The organism is Sinomicrobium halophytocola, assembly GCF_052983395.1.
On the sequence record NZ_JBRKIT010000011.1, the window covers coordinates 543,189 to 563,653 of the forward strand.

Here is a 20,465-nt window from a genome sequence, read left to right on the forward strand (position 1 = left end):
GCGAGACCCCCTCTACCTTCGGCATCTCCCCCTCAAGGGGGAGAGATTATCATCTTTTTGATTTTACTTTTTGCCCCGGATCACTTGATACATGATCACATGGCTTTCACAGGCATCTTACAATACAAACTTATACCCCACTCCTTTTACCGTATTGAAGTGGTCATCACCGATCTTTTCACGAAGTTTACGGATATGGACATCGATAGTACGGCCACCGACAATAACCTCGTTGCCCCACACTTTATCCAGGATCTCTTCGCGCTTAAAGACTTTACCGGGCCGGGATGCAAGAAGCGACAGCAGTTCAAATTCCTTTCGGGGCAATATGATCTCATTGCCTTTTTGAACTATCTTATACTCGTCCCTGTTAATGGTTATATCTCCCACTTTCACCACAGTTTCCTCCGGTTCCTGCTGGTCCTTTAACCGGCGTAAAAGAGCTTTTACCTTGCTTACCAGGACTTTCGGTTTAATCGGTTTGGTGATGTAGTCGTCCGCTCCCGCGTCAAAACCAGCTACCTGCGAATAGTCCTCTCCCCTGGCAGTCAGGAAGGTTATCACAGTGTTGGAAAGTTCAGGTATCTTGCGTAGCTGTTCACAAGCCTCAATACCGTCCATTTCGGGCATCATTACGTCCAGGATAACCAGGTGCGGACGTTCTCTTTTGGCCTTTGATATGGCTTCCAAACCATTGCCTGCCGTAGACACGCTATACCCTTCCGTAGAAAGGTTATAACTTACGATCTCCAGAATATCCGGTTCGTCATCTACCAGTAAAATCCGGATGTCTCTTTTTTTCATTTGAATGTTAATTTACGTGGTGTTAGTCATGCCAAAAGTAAAGATAATATTAAAAAATTAAAGCGGTTAACATTCTTTTAATCTGGTAACGTAAACCTAACATGAAAGTTACATACATTTAATTTGTGCGTAACACCATCTTTACAAACCCCTCCTTTCTTTGCCCTTGAATAAATCAAAGTAATTGTTCACAAACAACAATCTCAGAAAACACAAAGAAATTAATTAAACCTGATTTAAAATGAAGAAAATCAAATTTTTATCCATTATTGCTTTACTGGCAGTATTTATTTCAGCTTGTTCCAGCGATGACGATTCTTCTACCCCGGAACCAGAACCAGGAGAGGAAGGAATAACTAAAAGTGGTATTCTTACAGAGGACGAAACCTGGACTGCTGATAATATATACCTTATGGAAGGCAAAGTGGTAGTAGACGACGGTGTTACACTTACTATCGAACCCGGTACTATTATAAAAGGTAAGCCCGGACAGCAGTCAGTGGCTTCAGCACTAGTTGTAGACCAAGGCGGGAGACTTATGGCCGAAGGTACTGCGGAAAACCCCATCATCTTTACTGCTGATTCCGATAACATCCAACCAGGTGAATTACAAGGTTCTAACCTAGATGAAAACGACAACGGTCTTTGGGGCGGTGTTATCATTTTAGGGAAGGCACCTATTTCTGCAAACGGAGATAGCGAAAATGCACAGATAGAAGGTATTCCTCCTTCCGAATCCTATGGACAGTACGGAGGCACCGATCCTGATGACAACTCTGGTGTAATCCGATATATTTCTATTCGTCACGGTGGTGTAGCCATTGCTCCGGACAATGAGATTAACGGTCTTACCCTGGGTGGTGTAGGTAGAGGAACTACAATTGAAAACGTAGAAATAGTGGCAAATCAAGATGATGGCATCGAGTGGTTTGGCGGTACTGTAAATGTGACAAATGCCTTGGTTTGGGCGCAAGGTGATGATGGTTTTGACACCGACCAAGGATGGTCAGGTACCATGGATAATGGTCTGGTAATCATGGGAGCAGGATCCGGAACCGGTCTTGAAATGGATGGACCTGAAGGAACTACCGATTCCAACATGATGCACACTATGAGAAATATCACCTTGATTGGTGCAGGAGTTGAATCAAGCGGTTATGCGGACTTGAGAGACGGTTTGTTGGCTAATCTCGAAAATATACTGGCTTATGGTTTTGGAACCGGAGAAGATGTTGTAGTAAACATCAATGGTGCAGATTCTGCTACAGAACTTGCCAATGACAACATTACATTCTCAGACTGGCAAATAGTATTGCCGGAAGGTGCTGCCTGGGAAAATATATTTGCAGGTGACTTCGAGCCGGGTGATGAAACCAAATTCTACGAGAATGCTGAAGCTATTGACGCAGCTGATGCTACAAGTGGAGCAGATACTTCTGTATTCGGTTGGACCTATGCCGCTGCAATGGTTGAGTTCTAAAACAGAATACAAAATCCGATATTTCAGTAAAATGTCCAAGGGTATTCTTCTCTTGGGCATTTTGCTTAATTTAAAAAAAACTAAAATTACCATTTGACTGATGTTAAAGAAACTTTTTTCAGTTGTTGTTATCTCCGCTATAACCCAGTTATTATCTGCCCAGTCGGGTACGGTTACCGGGAAAATAATGGACGGTGAGTTTAATGACGTACTCCCTTTTGCCAATGTAGTAATAAAGGGCTCCACTAACGGAACCACTTCTGATTTTGACGGACTTTATTCCCTGGATGTTGAAGCTGGCACTCATACACTTATCTTTTCGTTTATAGGCTATGAAACCAAGGAGATCACAGGAGTAGAAGTAACCTCCGGCGGAACCGTGGAACTGAACGTTACCCTCAACCAGTCTTCCACTGCTTTAGAAGAAGTAGTAGTCACCACCACTACCCGGAAAAACACGGAGGCTTCAGTACTCAATATCCAAAAGAATTCCGTCACCTTGTTGGACGGACTTTCCTCCGAAGGGATAAAAAAAACCGGGGCCAGTGACATTGCCTCAGCAGTAAAACGGGTTCCTGGGGTATCTGTGCAGGAAGGAAAATACGTATATGTACGTGGCTTGGGGGATCGCTACACCAAATCTACCTTGAATGGTATGGATATCCCGGGTCTGGATCCGGACAAAAACACAGTACAAATGGATGTTTTTCCCACCAATATCCTGGAAAATCTGATCGTACAAAAATCAGCTGCCGCCGAACTTCCGGCTGATTTTACCGGGGGAATGGTTAATATAGTAACGAAGGATTTCCCCACTTCGAAGCAAATGTCTCTTTCTGTTTCGGGAGGTTTCAATCCTGATATGCACTTTAAAGACAATTACCTGAGCTATGATGGAGGAGGCACCGACTTTTTGGGGTTTGATGACGGTACCAGAAAATTACCTGTCTCATCCACTGCCAATATTCCTCTCCCTCCTTCCGACAATGGTACTCTGGAAGGGATCACCCGTTCTTTTGACCCCCAAATGGCGGCACAACGGAAAAACTCCATGCCCAATTTCGGCTTGAGTTTTAGCTACGGAAATCAGTTTGATGTAGGTAATGATAACAAACTGGGGCTTATTGCCTCTTTGGACTATAAAAACACCACTTCCTTCTATGAAAATTTTGACGAAGGGGTATATCAAAAATGGAGTGAATCTGATAATTACGAAATGAGATACGACCGTAGGAGAGTTGGTGACTTAGGTATAAACAATGTATTACTTTCCGGATTAGCAGGATTATCTTATAAGACAGAAAGATCTAAATATCGCTTTAATATCCTCCATCTTCAAAATGGAGAAAACCAAGCCTCTATCTACAATCAAGATACACAAGTTTCTAATTCCATACAAGTAGTAAAAGATTACCTGGAATACACAGAGCGTTCGGTGACCAGTCTATTGTTTTCCGGTAAACACTCCAATAAAGACGCCTCATTTACTACCGAATGGAATGTAGCTCCTACCCGGGCCAGTGTTCAGGACAAAGATGCCAGGCTAACCACTTTTATCATCAATGGAGACGGAACCTATAGTATAAGTTCCGATGCAGGTTATCCGTCACGGTTATGGCGCGATCTTGTAGAAGACAACATCGTCGGAAAACTGGATTTCACCAAAAATTTCTCTCTGTTCGACAGGAAGTCCGTGTTAAAATTCGGAGGTCTATACAGCTACAAGCAACGAGATTACAGCATATACAGTTATGATGTAGGATTACGTTCAGTTAATACTGTCGACTTCAACGGTAATCCGAATGCCATACTTGCTCCGGAAAATATCTGGACACCCGAAACCAACACAGGTTCTTTTATCCGTGGGAATTTTCAACCGGCTAACACCTTTGACGCAAATCAAAATACCGCAGCCCTATATATTTCAAACGAGTTTAAGCCTATCGAAAAACTCAGAGCTATTATCGGGTTAAGGGGAGAGTACTTTACACACTTTTTCACCGGGCAGAACAACAGCGGTACAAGGACAATGGATAATGAAAAAGTATTGGATAATTTAGACCTGTTCCCTTCTGCCAATCTTATTTACGGGTTGAAAGACAATATGAATCTCCGCGGGTCCTACTCCAGAACTATCGCTCGTCCTAGCTTCAAGGAAAAATCACTGGTTGAAATTGCAGATTTACTTACCGGATTGGTCTTTATCGGAAATATCGACCTGGAGCCCACCAAGATAGACAATGTAGACTTGAGGTGGGAGTTATTTGGCGAAGAAGCCCAGATGTTTGCTGTCAGCGGATTTTACAAACACTTCAAAAACCCTATAGAAATTGTAGCTTATGACAATACGGCACCGACCAACTACACCCCTCGAAACTCACCTTCTGCAGAAGTGATCGGGGTAGAGCTGGAAGCCCGTAAGCATCTAGGATTTATTACGGAAGGATTGAAAGATTTATCCCTAAATCTAAACGTATCTTTAATAGACTCTAAGATGGATATGGCAGAACAGGAATATGCTGCGCGTAATCTCTACCTGAAAGAAGGGGAGACCATAGACAGAAAAAGAGATTTACAAGGTCAATCTCCGTATCTCGTCAATGTGGGACTTAATTATAAAAACGATGGGATAGGCCTGGAAAGCGGGCTGTTTTATAACGTTCAGGGCAAAACCCTTGAAGTAGTAGGTTCTGCCGGGCTAAACCCCGATGTGTATACCATGCCTTTCAATAGCCTGAACTTTAACTTTTCTAAAATGTTCGGCAAAGATCAACGCTCCAAAATAAGTATCAAGGTAGACAACATTATGGATGATGACAGGGAAAGCCAGTATGAGTCCTTCCGTGCCGAAAACCAGAACTTCTCGTTCCGTGCTCCGGGAAGGGAGTTTTCTATCGGGTACAGTTATCAGTTTTAACAAACTTTGAATATTTATCTCACAAAGCTGCCCTAAAATCGGGCAGCTTTTTTTTAGATAAAACTGAAAAACTCAAAATACCGAACTAAAAACGAAATCATGAAAACAAAAAACTTTATTTATCAAACAATTCTCATAATCGCGCTGATTTTTTCTTCATGTTCAAATGATGACGACCTAAACCAGGAAGGTCCCGAACTCAGTACTAAAGGAGACGCCATTGTGTTCAGTTACCAGAATCAATCTTTCCGGGACAGCCTTAATCTTCAACTCGCTTTTCCCACTCAGCAGGATACTACTACATCAGAGTCAAACCGATGGGTGTACCTCGGGTTTTATAATGAGTCCGGAAAAAATGAGTGGTTTCCCATTCCGGGAGTCAGACTGGATAAAAAATACAAGATTTACAATGAATATGAAAAAGATTCATCAAATCCCGAACTTGTAAAGTTTAAAATCATTGCCGAACAGTCTAAAAATTCAGAATCTTACGAAAAAACATTGAATTATAAGAAATTAAAAGTCATAGCCATAAAACCTGAAACTATACGCCACATTACCCCGGCGGACCTTGACTTTAAAGATTTTTTTGCCGTAATGGACTATTTCGGACTGGATAAGGAATAACGATCCCATATCCATTTTAAAACAATACAATTTTCATTCGCATACAGCCGTTATTACACTTCGTAATAGCGGTTTTTTTATCCCCTTATAGTTGTTTGGAATAAAATTTGAGTAGATTGTATGAATTCTGACACATTTTTATAAATAATATCGTATCGGATTAACAAAATATTAGCAACGGGGAAACATTTTTTTAATAACTTTGTATATACCTAATAATGTGGCCAATGAAAAAATTTTACCTTCTTATCCTAACGCTCGGTTTTTTATCCACGGGACACTCCCAGGAAAAACAAACAAAAACGCCTTACAAGACCAACTACAGGGCTCTTGTTACAAGGCCTAAACAAGATACGATTCCGAAGAAGGATATAGAAGAACTTCGCTTGTTCCCCAACCCGGTCACTGACGGTACGGTAGTTATACATTCCAAGAAAAATCTCCCGAAAAACGTATCTATCTTCGATGTCCTCGGAAAAGAAGTGCTGCGTACCAAAATAAACGGGAAAACCCTCAATGTTTCCTCCCTTAACGCTGGTATATATATTATAAAGGTTACGGAGACAAACAATATTTCCACCAGGAAACTGGTTATAAAATAATTGTTCCGGGCCCGTGAACCAAAATCGCCCCTCCGTGTCTTAGGAAATAATACACATTTTTACACACGCTGTGTAGGTTTTACACATACCCTCTCTCCATCCTGATTTCAACCCGCCCGGTTTGTTCCCTGAAGTTCTCCATAAACGATTTTATAAAGAGAACAACTAACTTTAACCCCGGAGTCTCTCCCCTATCCCTTTTATCCGTTCCATTTTAGTACATGTTATTACATCGTTAGTTTGTAACCTAAAGGAATGATGAATGATTAATATCCAATGCTGAAGTTTTAAGGATTTATAACGCATAGCAGGTACTTCGACATGCTGTGGTTCAACATTCGATATTCAGCATTTACAGATACTAAAAAGTACATAACAAGAATTTCATTTCGATAATCCCTCTCCCGAAAGTTCCGCTATTTATCGGGATCGGGATGTTGCAACTGACCGCAGTAACGTTACCAGTCGAAACGAACGCAAAATCATTGAGAACAGACAGGTTTGAAGTTGAAACGATACCGTGGCCAGCCGAAACGGATACACCACCATTGGCAACAGGAACGTTCCCGGCCGAAACGGATACGTGACCATTAAAAACCATACCGTGACCAGCCGAAACGGATATGTGACCATAAGAAACGATACCGTGGCCAGCCGAAACGGATACATGACCATAAGAAACGATACCGTGACCAGCCGAAACGGATACATGACCATAAGAAACGATACCGTGACCAGTCAAAACCATATCGTGGCTAGCGGGGACGATACCGTAGCCGGCCAAAATGAATGCACGATCATTGGTAACGGACAGGTTTGCAGCCGAAACCATAAGGTTTCGGCCAACAACAAAACTCCGGTGCATGACAGGAGTCTCCCTATGATCCGAAACGATACTGTCCCTGTTAGGGATGATACCGTGCCGGCATAAAACCTTATCGTGCACAGCACCTTCCGGTTGATTGAGGTATCGTGAAGAGGGTGCACCCCTCTGTGTCCCCTTCAAGGGGGGAGTTGTGACGTTTTAAAAAAAAGAAGATACCCCATGAGACGATATACTGAGTATTCGAAGAAGGGGCGAAAGGGTACCGAAGCCACCAGGTTAAAACAATTGCTGTCATACTAAACCGTTCCATATAAAAATCTGAAAAAATCCTTTCGGATAATTTTATTATATTTATCCTATCCCCATAATATATTTACTGAATAATGACCACCAAAACCCTGTTCAATGAAAACACTTCTATTTTTGTACTTTATTCCCATGAGTATCACTTATGCACAACACACTGTGCAATGGCAGGAAAACTCGACATCGCCGGCCGGCCAACTCTCTGAACTTTCCTGGATATCCGGTCACTGGCAGGGCACAGCCCTCGGAGGGGTTACCGAAGAAGTATGGGGCTCTCCCCTGGGTGGTTCCATGATGGGGTCCTTTAAACTCGTAGTGAACGACGTAGTGAAATTTTACGAACTGTGTACCATCAGTCAGCAGGATGAGACGCTGCTGCTGCGTATCAAGCATTTTGATAAAGATTTAAAAGGCTGGGAAGAAAAAGACGAAAGCGAAACGTTCCGCCTGGTCCGTATGGAAAAAGACAAGGCCTATTTTGACGGCCTCACTTTTGAAAAGACCGGGAAGGACGAAATCAGCATTCATGTTCTTTTCGAAGAATCCGGTGAAGAAATGACGTTTCAGTACAAACGTGCGGAGTAATGGCCAGAAATTGCCTGGAATGCGGGGAGAAAGTTTCCGGACGGACGGACAAGAAGTTTTGCAGCGATCATTGCAGGAATACTTATAATAACCGGCTGAACAAGGACAGTAAAAATCTCATCAGGAACATCAATAACAAACTGCGCAAAAACTACCGGATCTTATCGGAACTCAACCCGGGAGACAAAACAAAAACCACAAAAATGAGACTCATGGAAAAAGGATTCGATTTCGAATACTTTACCAATGTCTATACAACAAGGAACGGCACCATATACTATTTCCTCTATGACCTGGGGTACCTTCCCCTGGAAAACGATTTTTATATGGTGGTGAGAAAAAACTGAAATACACTAACATGACACGAACCTCTTTTTATCAACAATAGACAAACGGCTTTAAATCCGTACTAACGCCAGTGGTGCCCGCTTAATTTAAGAATGGCAAGCATAACGTCCTTACGACTGATCTGCCCGATCAGGAAACCGTTTTCCACTACCGGAAAACGACGGTGCCTTGTTTTATGGAACTGGGTAGCCGCATCAAAAATACTGACATCGCCCTGTATGGTCATTACCTCGCTGGACATGTACTTTCGTACGGTCATATCTCCTATGGGCATATTAAAATAACGTCCCTCCGATATCTGTTTCATACAGTCACTATCCGAGATGATCCCAATCAGTTTTCCGTTGTCATCTATTACGGGGGCCCCGGTGATCTTGTGCTTCATAAAGGCTTCCATAACCTCCAGAAGACACTGTTCCGGCGTAAATGTTATTAGCTTCCTCGTCATATAATCTGCTACTGCTATGGGGCGGAGGTACTCTCTTTTGATTTCCTGTCTGGCCCCTTGAAAACTCTTGATTCCCATGGTTGTTCTGTTTTAAGTTCTCCTCTAAATTTAATGATTTATAATTAATTAACATAATTTTATATCATAAATCATTATTAAACTTTAAAAAATACCATAATAATAAATCACGATACTCCCCGGTTTTCAGGCACACACCAGCCCTATCTTTAAAAAAGGCTCTCCAGGTCATGACTATTTCCCATATCCGCAGATATTCGTATTTTGTACGGGAAATTTTGTTTTCACTAAACCGCCATACCATGAGACGTTACGCCGCCACACTGTCCCTTCTTTTCATTATAGGAGCCGTTTACTGGTCATTTTACGCTATTATGCCGCATACCTATACCAAAGTAAATGCACCGGAAAACACCTTTTCTACGGAAAGGGCAATGATGCAGGTTCGGGCCATCTCACAAAAACCCCATTACGTAGGTTCTGCTGCCCACGAAGAAGTCCGGGAATACCTGTTGGCCGAACTCCGTAAAATGGGACTGGAAGCACAGGTGCAGGAAGGTTATACCTCGGGCAACTGGGGCAATGTCAGTAAAGCCCGGAATATATTGGCTCGTATTAAAGGTAGTGGCAACGGCCGGGCCCTGATGCTGCTTTCCCATTACGACAGCAGTCCGCATTCCTCCTTTGGCGCCAGCGATGATGCCAGTGGCGTAGCAACCATACTCGAAGGTGTCCGGGCGTTCCTTTCCGAAAATAAAGTCCCGGAAAACGATATTATCATCCTGTTCTCAGATGCCGAAGAACTGGGACTTAACGGCGCACGGCTTTTTGTAAAACAACACCCCTGGGCAAAAGACGTGAAACTGGTGCTCAATTTCGAAGCCAGGGGAAGCGGAGGCCCGGGTTTTATGCTGCTGGAGACCAATGGCGGAAACTCCGGACTTATCCGGGAGTTCACCAAAGCCCGTCCCGAATACCCGGTGAGCAATTCCTTTATGTACAGCATATACAAAATGCTCCCCAACGATACCGATCTCACCATTTTCCGGGAAGATGCCGATACGGAAGGGTTCAATTTTGCTTTTATAGACGATCACTTCGATTATCATACCGCGCTCGACACGGAACAAAGGCTGGACCGCAACACCCTGGAACACCAGGGCAGTTATCTCATGCCCCTGCTGCACTATTTCAGTGATGCCGATATTTCCAACCTGAAGAGCAACGAAGATTACGTGTTTTTTAACGCCCCCTTCTCTACCTTGATATCCTATCCCTTTTCCTGGATCACGGCCATGAATATCCTGGCTGCCGTACTGTTTTTAGCGCTTCTCATCTTCGGTATAATTAAGAAGAAGGTTCATGTGAAGGAAATGCTCCTGGGGATACTGCCATTTGTCATTACCTTGCTCGTAAGCGGGCTTATAGGGTACTACAGTTGGCCTTTACTGCTTAAAATATACCCGCAGTATGCCGATATTCTTCATGGTTTTACGTATAACGGATATTACTATATCGCGGCTTTCACAGCCCTGAGCCTGGCTGTTTGTTTCTTTACCTATCATAAATTCAGTCACATACGACCGGTAAACCTGTTTGTTTTCCCCGTTTTTTTCTGGATTATCATCTGTATCCTGCTCGGAATTTACCTCAAAGGGGCTTCCTTCTTCGTTATCCCCGTATATGCGGCGCTTATTGCTATGGCTATACTTATTTTCTTTGAGAAACCCGGCCTTTTGCTTATGGCCGTTCTTACCCTGCCGGCTATCTGGATATTTACGCCCTTTGTGCAGATGTTCCCCGTTGGTCTCGGGCTTAAAATGATGGTGGCCTCCACCCTGTTTACGGTATTGCTGTTCGGATTGCTCATACCCGTATTCGGATTTTACAGGCAACAGGACAAACTGGCGTTGTTTACCGGCGTTGTAACCATAGTATTGCTTATTACCGCACATATGCAATCCGGGTTCACCAAAGACAGGCCGAAACCGGACAGTTTGTTATATGTAATGGATACGGATACGGGTAAAGCGGAATGGGCCACTTACGACAAGCTTCCCGGCATATGGACTTCTGCCTACCTGGGACAGGAAAAAAAAACACCCTCTCCCGGTAAAGAAGCTGCCATTGCGAGCAAATACAACACCGGGTTCTCCTATACGGCCATCGCGCCGGTAAAAGATGTCCCTCCACCCGTAGTAGAAATACTCAGCGACACGCTTATCGGTACCGACAGGCAGGTGGAAGTTTGTATAATACCACAACGTAACGTTACCCGGCTGGATGTCTTTACTTCCCTGAAAAACATTATTTCCTGTAAAGTAAACGGGTTTGCCCTGCCTGAAAAATATCTTCAAAACCCGAAAAGGGAAAACCGGCTGTTTTCTCATTTTATAAGTGAGAACGACTATACGGAAATAATCCTGCGTTTCCCGGAAGGAGAAACCCCGGAACTCATATTATACGAAGCATCCAACGACCTGCTGGAAAACCCGTTGTTTACGGTTCCCGCCAGGCCCGAAGATCACATTCCTATGCCCTTTGTCCTTAACGACGCGGTCGTGGTCAAAAAAACCGTTACTTTTGGTCGTCCATAAACAAATTGTATTTCTATGCGGATAGCAATTCTCGGCTGCGGATGGCTCGGTTTTCCACTGGCTGAAAAATGTATTGAAAAAGAATATCATGTTAAAGGCTCCACTACTTCTGCAGAAAAGGAAAACGTACTCGCTGCAGCGGGGATACACCCTTACCTGATCCGTTTGCAGGAAAATCAGATAGACGGACCAATGGACCGCTTCCTTAAAGATGTGGATACACTGCTTGTAAACATTCCCCCGAAACTACGAGGTGCCAGCCCGGAAAATTTTGTAGAAAAAACGAAACGACTATTAGCAGCAGTGGAGAATTCTTCTGTTAAAAAACTCCTTTTTATAAGCAGCACATCCGTATTCGGGGATGACAATACGGTTATTACAGAAAAGACCGTTCCCGGTCCGGAAACCGAAAGCGGAAAACAATTGCTGGCTGCCGAACAGTTATTACAATCCTCATCCTATTTCCAAACCACAATACTCAGGTTCGCCGGTCTTATCGGGCCGGACAGGCATCCTGTATATCACCTGGCGAGAAAAAAAGGACTTCAAAACCCGGATGCCCCGGTTAACCTTATTCACCTGGACGATTGTATTTCCATCATCCTGAAAATACTGCAACAGGAGAAATGGGGCGAAACCTATCATGCCGCTTTTCCTTTCCATCCCACAAGAAAAGAGTATTACACGAAAAAAGCGAGGGAATTTGATCTTCCTGCACCGGAATTCAAAGATACTCCCGTGAAAGGAAAAATAATCTCTTCCAAAAAACTGTCCGAAGAACTTCAATATACTTTCCGTACAAGCATTTAGCATCAAAAAACTTTCTTAAAATGATAATTTTACCCCGGCGCCTATTGCCGTACTGCTGCGGGACACACCGTTAAAACGTGTATATTCCCGGCCGCCTTCTGCCAGGTACAGCGTATCTGTGCCTGTCCCCGTGCTCCCCGTTTCATAAGAGACGAACAGCAAAGGGGAAAACCGCCTTTCCGGAAGGAAAATCAATTCGTGTATTCCGGAAAAATGATGCCCTTTAGCCTTGTGCTCAAAGCTTACGGGATGGGCAAAAGCATCTATAAGATTCCAGTTGGCCGCAGCGTAATACTGTTGTTGAGCATAAGTGAATGTGCATGTCACTTCCCAGATACGGGAACTATAGAAAGCGGACAGGCGAAAAACCGGGCCTTTCCACCTTGTTTTATAGGAACTGTTGAGCGCCTCACCGTCCAGCAGGAACAGGTTTTGGCGTTGTTCACCATAACCGATGGCCGGGATCAGTCCGAATCTTTGTCCTATGTTGAAAAGATAACCGGCAGTAACATTCCAGGTGTAGTTCTCTCCCTTATCTGCCATCAGGTTTGTTTCAAACTGTTTCTCCGTCCTGTTGTTCCCGGCATAATCCGTATCCGTAGCCTCTCCACCCGTACTAAAGAAAACAGAAAGATCCGCTCCTATCACCATATTTTTCCAGACGGTACCCTCTCCACGGATCTGCACTCCCGGACCGCGAAGACCGGACCAGGATAATTCGGACAGGATATCCGGGTTTTCTCCCTGTATGTTACCTGCTATCGACCAGGACTGATTTCCGTACCATACACCGGGAAGGATTTCCAATCGATACCGGTCTCGCTTTTCTCCGTGCTGCGCGGAAACGTGATATATTCCGCATAACAGGATAACCGGTATGCTATTTTTTACTTTCCTGTATAATACAGAAAAGGCCGGGAGCCTTTTCAAAGGGTTCCCCGGCCTTCTTCGGTCGGATATTGACATTATATCTGGTTCCAGCTTACATTGTCGTAATAAATATAACCTACGCTATCGGACTCCCAGTAACTCTGGCTCCCGCCCCGGAACGTATGAAAAGACAGGGCGTTGATAAGGCGTTTCGAATCGTTCGTTGTCCACCGTACATTTTCATCCAGTAATGTGGTATTGTTTACCGTAATACGGGCACGGCCATTGGCGCTGGACCCCGTATTGCTTTCCACGCGGATAACTACGGTGTACCACGTTCCCCTGGAAATACTCCCGGAGGAAGGATAGGAAAGTCCGAAATGATCCCCGCATTGTTCGGGCTGGTCCCTGTAGTACAGGTACGGGCGAAAATATACCCTGTTGTAATCGTTATACCACATGAGCCTGGCACTTCCCCCGTTTCCATCGGTAGGGCGGTCACATCCGGTGTTCCTGTCACCGATCAGGAGGCCGAAACCGAGTTTTCCTCCCCTGCTCCAGTCAAAAGCGCTGTGAAACCTTAGCTGGTAAGACACCTCATAACCGTCGCTGGCCGGCAGGCTTACATTGGCGGTCATCCCGGAACCTCCCCCTACAGCATCCGCTATCAATGTAACGCGAAGGGTTTGGTTGGAAACATAGGTCCTCGATGAATTCCAACCCCATCCGTCACCAAAATCCTCCTGTGCCCAGGAATTCCAGTATGAATTTCCGTGTGAACGATTGTTAAAATTCACCGTACGGCTGGAATATACGGCACGGGCTGTTGTTTTCATGTCTTCGTCCACGAGCATATCGGCATCGTCCATATCCTTGTTGCAGGAAGACAATCCACAGATAAGCAAGGTACATAACAGCAACGACCTAGCTGTTTTCATTGGTTTTTTCATAATAAATGGGTTTAATTGGTTAATAATTGAACTATTCTGCTTTGGTAATGACATTTTCCCGGTTCTTCAATGCCGTCCTCAACAACCGGACCCGCATGTCGGCCTCCGGAGTTCCGGGCTTTATGGTGTCTATTTGATCGAGGTAAGCGGTAGCACTCCGGGTATCGGAATTCATAAGACTGGCTTCGGCAAGATCGAGTTTTATAGCATCCGACTCCGGGAACACTTTTTCGCAATACCGGAAAAACGACAGCGCCTTTCCGGGTTCTCGGAGCCTGTAAAGCAGGTTCGTACCGAGCTGTTCCAATGATACTGCGGAATAATCGTAGGCTTCAGGATCGTTTTCCTTCAGGCGTTCATATAAACGAAAAACACTGTCCATTTGCCCGGTTGTTTCCAGTTCTTTTCCCAGTACTGCAGCGAGTAGAGGTTTTACCTCTCCGGGACTCTCCTGCTCTTGTTTCAGCCATCGTACTATGCCATTGCGAACGGATTCCGTATTAAAATCCCCGGCGATATTGCTCATCACCGCCACCGCCAGTCCTTCCGAAGGCATCATGGTTATTCCCGTCGTAAAATTACCTGTGTTGTGTTCTTTGTAATACACAGTTTTGTCTTTTGCCGGGATGACTTCCCAGCCGCATCCTATAGCACTCATCTCCCCCGTTCGCTGCCAGGCGAGCAGTTTCTCACCGGTACTTCTTTTTAAAAACTGATATCCCTCCGCTGTTTTCCCCTTGTGCATTATCATAAAAAGCCATCTCGACAGATCGCGCAACGAAGTATGCCAGCCCATACTACCCGAATATTGCCGATTGAGAGGATATGTTGTTACGGTATCGATCGTATAGGTAAGCCAGTTCTTTATACTATGTGGTAAGGCCACGCTGTTTTTGAAACCGTCATTTTTCGGAAAAAAGGAATCTTCCATACGAAGCGGTTCCAAAATGCCTGCTTTCATATAATCTTCAAAGGGCATCCCGGTTACTTTCGCTATTAAGTCGGCGAGAATATCAAAATTATAAGGGGAACGTTTAACTCTCGTTCCGGGCAGGGCGAATTCAGGTTGTTGCAGACGAATACTCCGGGTTGTGCTTTCCAGGGCAGAACCGCTGAAATCCGGAAGGTCCCACATTGCGGAATGATAGGGAATTCCCCCGGTCTGGTTCATCAGGTGCTTGATTTTTATTTCCCCGACATCGGTATCCGCCAGGGCAAAATAGGGCAGGTAATCGACTACTGCCGCATCCATATCCAGTTTTCCTTCATCCGTCAGGCGTGCTATGGCAGTAGTTACGAGAAGCCCGGACAATTCACCTGTAAAAAAGGGAGTACGGTCGGAAAACACTATCTTTTGCCCCTCACTATATACACGGTGCCCTGTAGCCCGGACATAAATATCTTCGCCCTTTAGAGCTACAACCCCCAGGCATGGCAAAGGCAGTTTTTGCCGGAGCCCTTCAATGTAAGCATCCAGTTTCTTTACCTCTCCTGTCACCAGCCTGCTGTCCGGTTGCCTGTTGCAGCATACCGTCAATATGGTTGTTGTGACAAAAAAGAGGATAAGCAAAGTTTTTTTCATATAGCTGTGTTTGAAGTCATTACTACACATCTGTTTTCTTTCCACAAAAAACATCTTCCCGTTAACTCCCGGGGACACAGAGCGATGACAGAACAAACTTACAGAAATGAAGAACAGAAAAAGGTAACAGAAATTCAATAAAAGGGTCTCAAAAGTACAATAAAGCTAATTTTAGTTGTAAAAAATTACAAATGACTTAAACACACTTCGATTAAAAGAGGACAAAAAGTTTTTTATTTTGAAGCACCAGATAGGCCGAAGATAGGCTGTGACGGAAAAAAATACGGTATTCCTACAAGATAAAAAACACTTATTTTTCATAAACGATTTAATTAAAGTTAATTATTCCTCTTTCAATCCTATTTTTTTTTAGTTTTGAAGACCTTAAAAACACGTTTGAACAAAATGAAGAAAATTATTATCCTGGCCATTTTTGCATCATTTTTCGCTGCAAACGGCCAAAGCGACCTTAAAAAGCATTACGACGCTTTTTACAAGCAAATGAGAACCCAGGGAGATATTAGGGGCGCTATCAATGCACTGACGCATTTATATGTTATAGAGCCTTCCGATGCAAGAAAAGATACCCTGGCTTTCCTATACGCCAACTCGGGACAGTACATGCAGGCCATAAACCTCCTGGGGTCGGAAAAAGACGCTTCCGCTTCGGATATGGCTGTCGATGTAAAAGCGATTTCCCTGAAATCCCTTGACCAGCCACAACTGGCCGTACAGCAATACGAGATTCTCTTTGAAAGAAAACCGGATGCCTTTCTCGCATACGAACTTGCGGACCTCAACCTGCAGATAGGAAAAATAGAGGAAGCCAAAAAACATATTGCTTACGGACTGGAAAATGCCAAAGACGATATGAAAGTTCCTTTTTACGAAAGCAAACCTCCGTATGAAGTGCCGTTAAAAGCTGCACTGACTTATGAAAAGGGATTGCTTACCTATAATGAGGACAAGGCCAAAATAGATGAAGCCCTGAAACTGATCGATGAAGCTATAACCCTGGCCCCGAATTTTAACCTGGCCAAGCAGATCAGGCAGGCACTGAACAATCAAAAGACCAAAATCACAGAAGAAAAAGGAGAAGGAAAATAGCCCGTATTTTACAGGCTGTTTTCTTTTAACGGGCACGGAATTCGTAATTTCGAACAATAGTATTGTCCCGCAATTCGTTATTATAAAGAACCTGAGGTAAAATGGAATTTATCCGAATGAGAAAGACCGCTGTTTTTTTTATGCTTTCCCTCGTCCTGGCAAGTTGTACTACCCCTAAGAAAACAAACACCGATCTCATTTCCCATATCCCGGAAAACACCTCCATTGTAGTCAAAATATCTAATCCGCAGGCATTTTTCAATGCATTGAAAAACAATGACTTTTTAAAATCCAATACGCTTATCCCTCCCGGACTTTCCAAAAAACTGGAACCGCTCCGGGTACTGGACAAAAAAAGCGAGGCCCTTCTTTGTATTATCCGGAGTTCGGACAGTATTTATGACTTTGCCTATGTTTCCGGGGATACGAACAATTATTCTACACTGGATTCCCTGAAGGGGTGGAAAACCGAAAATTCCTCCCTCAACAAAACACCGATTAAACAGGTTTCCTCTGAAAATCACAGGTTCTTTAATACGGTTATCGACAGTGTTTTTATAGCGTCTTCCTCGGAAACCCTGATGGAACAAAGTATACTCGGAGGAAATACACCGGGACGGGATGCTTTCCGGAAAGTATACGAACTGGCCAACAAGGACAAACAGGCTTCGTTCTTCTTCCGCGACCATCCTTTTTACCCGGGAAACCTGACATTGCCCGATAGTACTGCCAAAATACAAAAGCCCGCCAGGTGGGCTATGTTTGACATTTCTCTGTCTCCCGGAGAGCTTTTGCTTACGGGAATTGTACCGGGTAAAGACACTATTTCCGAAACGACTTCCATACCTGTCGGACGTCGAAAAACTACAGAAATAACGCCTTCCGATGCCAAAGGAATGCTGTCTCTGGCCCCGTATGATTTCAGTGCATATAAAGATTCCCTGTCCGGCTCTCCCCTTCGCGACCTTCTGGCTACGGCGGATGAAGTCGGGATTATTTATGGTGAAAGCCATGATGTGGTGATATTTCACACTTTTGATGCCGGTATGGCGGAAAAAGCATTTTCCGGTTCTGCTGTATTACAGAATACCTTTCGTGAGCACAATATTTATAAGATAGACACCCTGAAGCCGTTTGCGGAAACCCTTCCGCCCTTCGGAAGAGGAAATACCATGCGTTTCTACACCGCGGTGGACGACTATATCGTGCTGGGAAGCGACCCCGAAGCGCTCGCTGACATCATTACAAGTTATCAAAACCAGTCTACCCTGGAAAAACGGACTTCATTTACGGGAATTATGAAGAGCCTGCCCGATGCCTCATCCATGCTTGCGGTGGGTATTGCTTCGAAATACAAGGAATTGTTCCTCGAAAAAATGCTCTCCGGGTATCATGACGATCTTTCACTATCGTCACCGGATGATTTTCCGTACCTGGTGGTACAGGCCATTGCAGATAAACATTTTACACACACCAATATCTTACTGCAAAAACCCGGAAAAGCAGGTGCCTCAACCGGGATCTCGGAAAAATTCAATATAGCCCTGGATGCCGATATAGCCATTCCGCCTCAACTGGTGACCAATCACCTGAATAAGGAAAAAGAAGTAGTAGTACAAGACATGGAGCACAATCTGTACCTGATTTCCAACGAGGGGAAAGTGCTTTGGAAAAAGAAATTAAACGCCGGGATATCAGGAAAAATAGAACAGGTAGATATCTTAAGGAACGGAAAACTACAACTCGCTTTTACTCTACCGGACGGTATTTATGTCATAGATCGCAATGGTAATGATGTTTCGCCCTTCCCGGTAAAAGTACAGGAACCAATCACCAAAGGGCTTGCATTGTTTGATTATGACAACAATAAAAAATATCGGTTTTTCATAACCCAGGGAAATGTTATTGTTCCTTTTGACGCCAATGGAAAAAGAGTAAAAGGATTTGACTTCAGCGGTTCCAAAAGTCCTGTCCTCAATCCTCCCCAACACTTCCGGACAGGTACTAGAGATTACATTGCCCTGCAGGAAGAAAACGGCACGCTGCACCTGTTGCACCGTACCGGGAAAAGCAGGGTTAACGTAAAAGGAAATATCGATTTCTCAGACAACAAACTATATCTCTACCAGGATAAATTTACAACCACCAATAGCGATGGCGACCTCATCCAGGTAGATGAACGCGGCGGACTCAACAAAATAGCCCTGAGCCTGGCCAAAGACCACCATATTGCCGCAACATCCAGAACACTGGCCACATTGTCCGACAACATACTGACCATAAAACAAAACAAATACGAACTGGATTACGGTATTTATACCGGTCCCGATATCTTTTACATAAACAATAAAATATACGTAGCTCTCACCGACATTCAGGCAAAAAAAGTATACCTGTTTGACAGTAATGCACTATTACTCGGCAATTTCCCCGTATACGGAACTTCCGCTATAGACCTTGCCGATATGGATGGCAACGGAAAACTGGAATTTGTTACCCAGGGAGAAAAAGATAAGATCATCGTATATGAAATAAGATAATCACGATATTTACACCTGGCAATATCATTGCTTCCTCTTTTCATTCGTATAGTATATTTCGGGAAATCGGGTGGCTATAATTAAAAAAACGGATCATTATAGATTGAAAGTCTGTATTAGGGAAATACATGGATACAATAATAGTTATCCTCAAATTATCCGTGTATTCGCGGCAAAAATTTATAAAATAAAGAAGCATGCAAGAACTTTATTCCAAAATAACAGGACAAGGAAACCCCCTCATCATTCTTCACGGATTTCTCGGAATGTCAGACAACTGGAAAACCCTGGGGAATCAATATGCCGAAAACGGGTTTGAGGTCCACCTTATCGACCAGAGAAACCACGGTAGAAGCTTTCATTCCAATCAGTTTTCCTACGAATTGCTTATCGAAGATCTGCACCGTTATTGCCTGAATCACAAATTGGAAAAAATCACTCTCATAGGGCATTCCATGGGAGGAAAAACCGCTATGCTGTTCGCTACCACCTATCCGGAAATGGTAGAAAAACTGATCATTGCCGATATTTCGCCCAAATACTATCCCGTACACCACCAAACCATTCTCAACGGGCTCCTTTCCATCGACTTTAAAACAACGAAAAGTCGTAAAGAAGCTGATGAGCAACTGGCAAGATATATCCCGGAATTGGGTGTAAGGCAATTTCTTCTGAAAAATATCTACTGGAAAGACAAGGACGAACTTGCCTTCCGTTTTAACCTCACCGCCCTTAATGACAATATCGAGGAAATAGGAAAAGCACTCCCCGACAATGCCGTATACAAGGGAAAAACACTTTTTATAAAAGGAGGTAATTCCGAATATATCACCACTCAGGACGAATCTCTCATCTTCCAACACTTTCCCGAAGCTTCGGTTTCTGCCATACCAAATGCAGGTCATTGGGTACAAGCGGAAAATCCGAAAAAGTTCTTCGATATCACTTTCGGATTTTTGAAATGTTAAATTTTAAGGTAAATTTACTATGCATGCATAATTTCATGCTCCAAAAATTGCATATTTCATATTTTATCACAAAATTTGCT

17 protein-coding genes are annotated in these 20,465 nt (G+C 43.8%); 12 read left to right on the forward strand and 5 right to left on the reverse strand.

Features of this window, described 5'->3' with window-relative positions; genetic code table 11:
• Positions 1 to 117: 117 nt before the first annotated feature.
• Entirely contained in the window at positions 118 to 804 is a 687-nt protein-coding gene (locus ACVBDY_RS04255) for a response regulator transcription factor (RefSeq protein ID WP_447174226.1), read from the reverse strand.
• Between the two features lie 241 nt (positions 805 to 1,045).
• Between ACVBDY_RS04255 and ACVBDY_RS04260 the strand changes: the two genes are divergently transcribed.
• From ACVBDY_RS04260 to ACVBDY_RS04290, 7 genes are all read left to right on the forward strand, one after another.
• Positions 1,046 to 2,284, forward strand: a complete 1,239-nt coding sequence (locus ACVBDY_RS04260; protein WP_447174227.1) for a beta-helix domain-containing protein — start codon at positions 1,046 to 1,048, stop codon at positions 2,282 to 2,284.
• Positions 2,285 to 2,384: 100 nt separating this feature from the next.
• Positions 2,385 to 5,201, forward strand: a complete 2,817-nt coding sequence (locus ACVBDY_RS04265) for a TonB-dependent receptor (RefSeq protein ID WP_447174228.1) — start codon at positions 2,385 to 2,387, stop codon at positions 5,199 to 5,201.
• A gap of 99 nt (positions 5,202 to 5,300) precedes the next feature.
• Positions 5,301 to 5,828 carry a hypothetical protein gene (locus ACVBDY_RS04270; protein ID WP_447174229.1) on the forward strand — a complete coding sequence of 176 codons (528 nt, stop codon included), beginning with the start codon at positions 5,301 to 5,303 and terminating at the stop codon, positions 5,826 to 5,828.
• Positions 5,829 to 6,055: 227 nt separating this feature from the next.
• Entirely contained in the window at positions 6,056 to 6,430 is a 375-nt protein-coding gene (locus ACVBDY_RS04275) for a T9SS type A sorting domain-containing protein (RefSeq protein WP_447174230.1), read from the forward strand.
• A gap of 520 nt (positions 6,431 to 6,950) precedes the next feature.
• Positions 6,951 to 7,361, forward strand: coding sequence for a hypothetical protein (locus ACVBDY_RS04280; RefSeq protein WP_447174231.1), 411 nt, complete (start codon positions 6,951 to 6,953; stop codon positions 7,359 to 7,361).
• Positions 7,362 to 7,661: 300 nt separating this feature from the next.
• Entirely contained in the window at positions 7,662 to 8,147 is a 486-nt protein-coding gene (locus tag ACVBDY_RS04285) for a DUF6265 family protein (protein ID WP_447174232.1), read from the forward strand.
• A complete protein-coding gene (locus ACVBDY_RS04290; RefSeq protein WP_447174233.1) occupies positions 8,147 to 8,494 on the forward strand; it encodes a hypothetical protein in 348 nt (115 codons plus the stop codon). Before ACVBDY_RS04285 ends, ACVBDY_RS04290 begins: the two co-directional genes overlap by 1 nt.
• 62 nt (positions 8,495 to 8,556) lie before the next feature.
• On the opposite strand, the gene ACVBDY_RS04295 is transcribed toward ACVBDY_RS04290, so the two are convergent.
• The gene (locus ACVBDY_RS04295) at positions 8,557 to 9,021 is read right to left on the reverse strand and encodes a CBS domain-containing protein (RefSeq protein WP_447174234.1); all 465 of its coding nucleotides are present in this window, start codon (positions 9,019 to 9,021) and stop codon (positions 8,557 to 8,559) included.
• Positions 9,022 to 9,263: 242 nt separating this feature from the next.
• Here ACVBDY_RS04295 and ACVBDY_RS04300 point away from each other — a divergent pair, with 242 nt between their 5' ends.
• Positions 9,264 to 11,558 carry a M20/M25/M40 family metallo-hydrolase gene (locus tag ACVBDY_RS04300; protein WP_447174235.1) on the forward strand — a complete coding sequence of 765 codons (2,295 nt, stop codon included), beginning with the start codon at positions 9,264 to 9,266 and terminating at the stop codon, positions 11,556 to 11,558.
• A 15-nt stretch (positions 11,559 to 11,573) separates the two neighbouring features.
• Positions 11,574 to 12,368 carry an SDR family oxidoreductase gene (locus ACVBDY_RS04305; RefSeq protein ID WP_447174236.1) on the forward strand — a complete coding sequence of 265 codons (795 nt, stop codon included), beginning with the start codon at positions 11,574 to 11,576 and terminating at the stop codon, positions 12,366 to 12,368.
• A 15-nt stretch (positions 12,369 to 12,383) separates the two neighbouring features.
• Here the strand turns inward: ACVBDY_RS04305 and ACVBDY_RS04310 are convergent, their stop codons facing one another.
• The 3 genes from ACVBDY_RS04310 to ACVBDY_RS04320 are packed head-to-tail and all read right to left on the reverse strand — an operon-like array spanning position 12,384 to position 15,770.
• Positions 12,384 to 13,334 (reverse strand): hypothetical protein, encoded by a 951-nt coding sequence (locus ACVBDY_RS04310; RefSeq protein WP_447174237.1) that lies wholly within the window; start codon positions 13,332 to 13,334, stop codon positions 12,384 to 12,386.
• Positions 13,334 to 14,188: a polysaccharide lyase gene (locus ACVBDY_RS04315; protein WP_447174238.1), complete on the reverse strand. Its 855-nt coding sequence runs from the start codon at positions 14,186 to 14,188 to the stop codon at positions 13,334 to 13,336. The genes ACVBDY_RS04310 and ACVBDY_RS04315 overlap by 1 nt, the downstream gene beginning before the upstream one ends.
• A gap of 31 nt (positions 14,189 to 14,219) precedes the next feature.
• Positions 14,220 to 15,770: a serine hydrolase domain-containing protein gene (locus ACVBDY_RS04320; RefSeq protein ID WP_447174239.1), complete on the reverse strand. Its 1,551-nt coding sequence runs from the start codon at positions 15,768 to 15,770 to the stop codon at positions 14,220 to 14,222.
• Positions 15,771 to 16,175: 405 nt separating this feature from the next.
• Here ACVBDY_RS04320 and ACVBDY_RS04325 point away from each other — a divergent pair, with 405 nt between their 5' ends.
• The 3 genes from ACVBDY_RS04325 (at position 16,176) to ACVBDY_RS04335 (ending at position 20,385) form a co-directional block, all read left to right on the forward strand.
• On the forward strand, positions 16,176 to 16,877 hold the full coding sequence (locus tag ACVBDY_RS04325; RefSeq protein ID WP_447174240.1) for a tetratricopeptide repeat protein: 702 nt from the start codon (positions 16,176 to 16,178) through the stop codon (positions 16,875 to 16,877).
• 116 nt (positions 16,878 to 16,993) lie between these two features.
• Positions 16,994 to 19,417 carry a hypothetical protein gene (locus ACVBDY_RS04330; protein WP_447174241.1) on the forward strand — a complete coding sequence of 808 codons (2,424 nt, stop codon included), beginning with the start codon at positions 16,994 to 16,996 and terminating at the stop codon, positions 19,415 to 19,417.
• 197 nt (positions 19,418 to 19,614) lie between these two features.
• Positions 19,615 to 20,385, forward strand: coding sequence for an alpha/beta fold hydrolase (locus ACVBDY_RS04335; RefSeq protein ID WP_447174242.1), 771 nt, complete (start codon positions 19,615 to 19,617; stop codon positions 20,383 to 20,385).
• Positions 20,386 to 20,465 lie beyond the last annotated feature (80 nt).